The organism is Microbacterium xerophyticum (assembly GCF_053543555.1).
On sequence record NZ_JBLVOB010000005.1, the window covers coordinates 361,240 to 365,135 of the forward strand.

Genomic DNA, 3,896 nt, shown 5'->3' on the forward strand with positions numbered 1-3,896 from the left:
CCCCCCCCACGGTTGCTCCTCGCAGGCGCAGTGGATGACATCAGCGCCTGAGATTCGGTCATTTCTCTTGTCAGCCCCTCGCCGCGGCGTTCGCGATGCTGTCGACGAGCTTCTGCGGGTCGCCCTGACCTGCGAGCATCTCGACGACACCGGTGTTCAGCGCGTTTCCGACGTTCTGGCCGAGCGCGGTGTCCAGCCACAGCGACACGTACGGCGCCTTGCTGTATGCCTCCATGAGCGGCTTCAGCGACGGGTCGGTCACTGCACCGGTGGCATCCTGGTTGGCGGGGATCGTCTGGAACGCGGTGGCGTACCCCTCCTGCCATTCCTTCGACGAGACGAAGTTCAGGAACTCCTCGCACGATGCCGGCGAGTCCGTCGAGCACGAGTACCCGTCGACGCCGCCCATCATCGCGCCGGCTTCGCCGTCGCCGCCGTCGACCTCGGGGAACGGGAACCAGCCGAGGTCCGGCAGCGGCTGCTCGTCGGGGGTGAGCCCGGCGATCACGCCGACATCCCACGCGCCCATGAGCTCCATGGCCGCCTTGTGGTTGGCGACGAGACCGGCGGACGAGTTGGCGCCCTGCTGAGCCGTCGTCGTCAGGAAGCCCTCGTTGAACGGCTCGGTCTCCGCGAACTCGTTGAGGTTGTCGGCGGCGTCCAGCCAGCACTTGTCGGTGAAGTCGGGGCTCGTGGCCAGATTCTCGATGACGTCCTGTCCGCAGGCGCGCACCGCGAAGAAGTAGTACCAGTGCGCCGCGGGCCAGGCGTCCTTCGCGCCGAGAGCGATCGGCGCGATCCCTGCCGTCTTGAGCTTGTCCACCGCATCCTCGAGCTCGGCGACGGTCGTCGGCTCGGAGGCGATGCCGGCCTGCTCGAACAGGTCCTTGCTGTAGAAGATTCCGCCGGGCAGCACGGCGCTGGGCACGCCGTAGATCTTGCCGTCGACGGTGAACGCACTGAACGGAGCCTCTCCGAGGGCCGTCTTGACGTCGTCGTCGATGAGGTCGGTGAGGTCCTTGACCTTGCCGGCGGCGACGATGTCGGCGAGCTTGCCGCCGCCGCGTGCCATGAAGATGTCCGGCATGTCACCCGAGTTGACGGCGGTCTGGAGCTTGCCGTCCATGTCCTCGTTCTGGATCGAGGTGACCTTGACCGTCACCTCTGGGTTCGCCTCGTTGAATGCGGCCGCGGCGTCCTCCCAGTACTGCTTGCCGTCACCGGTCGTCGAGTTGTGCCACATGGTGAGCGTGGTCTCGCCACCCTCGCCTTCGCCGCCCCCACCGCTGGTGCCGCTGCACCCGGCCAGGACGAGCGATCCCAGTGCGACGAGCGCGGCGCCTGCCGCCAATGCCTTTCGCATCTTCATGCTGTGTTCTCCTCTTCTTCGAGTTCTCGTGCAGCGCGACACGACATTTGTTGCCAGCCACACCAATGTGTTCGTGTGCCCACTCTGACACCGCTCCCACGAACATGTCAAACGATATCGATAACGTTTTCTATTCGGTTAGGCTGACTGGCATGAATGCTCGGCCAACCATCACCGACGTGGCCCGAACGGCCGGAGTGTCGGTGGCGACCGTCTCGAAGGCGATCAACGGACGCGACGGCGTCTCCGCCGCGACTCATGCACGCGTGCTCCGCGTGGTGGCCGAACTCGGCTACGAGAGTTCTCTGGTCGCCACCTCGATGCGGCGCGGCAGGACGAACGTGATCGGCGTGCTCGTCGCCGAGTTCGAACCCTTCGCCCTCGAGCTGCTGCGTGGAGTGTCGACGGCGCTGGACGGCACTCCCTACGACGTGCTCGCGTACGCCGGCACGGTCTCGGCCGGCGATCATCTCGGGTGGGAGCGCCGCTCGCTCTCACGTCTCGGCGGCACGCTGATCGACGGAGCCATCCTCGTCACCCCCACCACCACGCCCGAGCGCTCGAACGTCCCGATCGTCGCGGTCGACCCACACACCGGCGCCGATGGACCGGCGACTGTGGCCGTGCACAGCCTCGACGGCGCCCACGCCGCGACCGAGCATCTGATCTCGCTCGGACACCGTCGCATCGGGCATCTCCGCGGTCGCACCGACCTGGAGTCCGCCCACCAGCGCGAGCGCGGGTACCGTGCCGCGCTGGAGAGCGCCGGCGTACCGTTCGATCCCGCGCTCGTCGCAGAGGGCGGGTATCGCGCCGCGAGTGCGACCGCCGGCGCCCACGCACTGCTCGATCTGGACGACCGACCGACCGCGGTGTTCGCGGCGAACGACCTCTCCGCCCTCGAGATGATCAGGGTAGCGGCGGAGCGCGGCCTGCGGGTGCCTGAAGACCTGTCCGTCGTCGGGTTCGACGACATCCCGGAGGCGGCATCCCATGTCCCACAGCTGACGACGGTGCGCCAGCCTCTGGCCACCATGGGCACCGCCGCCGTGCGCGTGCTGCTCAGCATGCTCAGCGGGGGCGAGCCCGAGCACGTCCGCATGCCGGCCGAACTCATCGCGCGTGGTTCCACCGCCGCGCCGACGCACTGACGCACCCCGTTCGGCGTTGCGACCGGGGCGGTGCCCTGATATGTTTTTACTCACAACAATTCACCATCGATGTTGAAAGCGACTTCCTCATGGCACTCACCCCCACCCGCGAAGACAAGTTCTCGTTCGGACTCTGGACCGTCGATTACAACGGCACCGACCCGTTCGGCGGCCCCACCCGTCCCCGCCTCGACGTCGTGCACGCCGTCGAGAAGCTCGCAGAGCTCGGCGCCTACGGTCTGACGTTCCACGACGACGACCTGTTCGCCTTCGGTTCGACCGACGCCGAGCGCCAGAAGCAGATCGACCGCCTCAAGGGCGCGCTCTCCGACACCGGCATCGTCGTGCCGATGGTCACCACGAACCTGTTCAGCGCGCCGGTGTTCAAGGACGGCGGCTTCACCTCCAACGACCGCCAGGTGCGCCGCTATGCGCTGCGCAAGGTGTTCCGCCAGCTCGACCTCGGTGCAGAGCTCGGCGCCAAGACCTTCGTCATGTGGGGCGGCCGCGAGGGCGCCGAGTACGACTCCGCGAAGGACGTGCGCCAGGCCCTCGAGCGCTACCGCGAGTCCGTGAACCTCCTCGCCGACTACGTCACCGACAAGGGTTACGACATCCGCTTCGCGATCGAGCCCAAGCCGAATGAGCCCCGCGGTGACATCCTGCTGCCGACGCTGGGCCACGCGATCGCCTTCATCGGCTCCCTCGCACGCCCCGAGCTGTTCGGCGTGAACCCCGAGGTCGGCCACGAGCAGATGGCGGGCCTGAACTTCGCGGCAGGCATCGCCCAGGCGCTGTTCCACGAGAAGCTGTTCCACATCGACCTCAACGGTCAGCGCGGCATCAAGTACGACCAGGACCTCGTGTTCGGTCACGGCGACCTGCACAACGCGTTCGCGCTGGTCGACCTGCTCGAGAACGGCGGCCCCGGCGGCCTCCCCGCCTACGACGGCCCGCGTCACTTCGACTACAAGCCCAGCCGCACCGAGGACGAGAACGGCGTGTGGGACTCGGCAGCGGCGAACATGCGCACCTACCTCCTCCTGAAGGAGCGGGCGGCCGCGTTCCGTGCCGACCCCGAGGTGCAGGAGGCGCTGGCCGCCTCCAAGGTCACCGAGCTCGCACAGTCGACGCTGAACCCCGGCGAGAGCTACGACGACTTCCTCGCCGACCGCAGCGCCTTCGAGGACTTCGACGCCGACGCCTACCTCGGCGGCAAGGGCTTCGGCTTCGTCCGGCTGCAGCAGCTCGCCACCGAGCACCTGCTCGGCGCACGCTGACCTGTGCCGGACAGAACTGTGGCGCAGACACTCGTGGCCGGCGTCGACTCGTCGACGCAGAGCTGCAAGGTGGTCGTGCGCGACCTCTCGTCCGGG

Annotated in this window: 3 protein-coding genes; 2 read left to right on the plus strand and 1 reads right to left on the minus strand. The window is 67.7% G+C overall.

The genetic code is table 11. The annotated features are described in order from the left end of the window. Positions 1 to 70: 70 nt before the first annotated feature. A complete protein-coding gene (locus ACNPNP_RS06265) occupies positions 71 to 1,369 on the minus strand; it encodes an extracellular solute-binding protein (protein ID WP_448965183.1) in 1,299 nt (432 codons plus the stop codon). A gap of 152 nt (positions 1,370 to 1,521) precedes the next feature. Between ACNPNP_RS06265 and ACNPNP_RS06270 the strand changes: the two genes are divergently transcribed. Both ACNPNP_RS06270 and xylA read left to right on the plus strand, forming a co-directional pair. Further along, complete coding sequence (locus tag ACNPNP_RS06270; protein ID WP_448965184.1) at positions 1,522 to 2,520, plus strand: LacI family DNA-binding transcriptional regulator; 999 nt, start codon at positions 1,522 to 1,524, stop codon at positions 2,518 to 2,520. 89 nt (positions 2,521 to 2,609) lie between these two features. Beyond that, positions 2,610 to 3,800: a xylose isomerase gene (xylA, locus tag ACNPNP_RS06275; protein ID WP_448965185.1), complete on the plus strand. Its 1,191-nt coding sequence runs from the start codon at positions 2,610 to 2,612 to the stop codon at positions 3,798 to 3,800. The last annotated feature ends 96 nt before the right edge of the window (positions 3,801 to 3,896 follow it).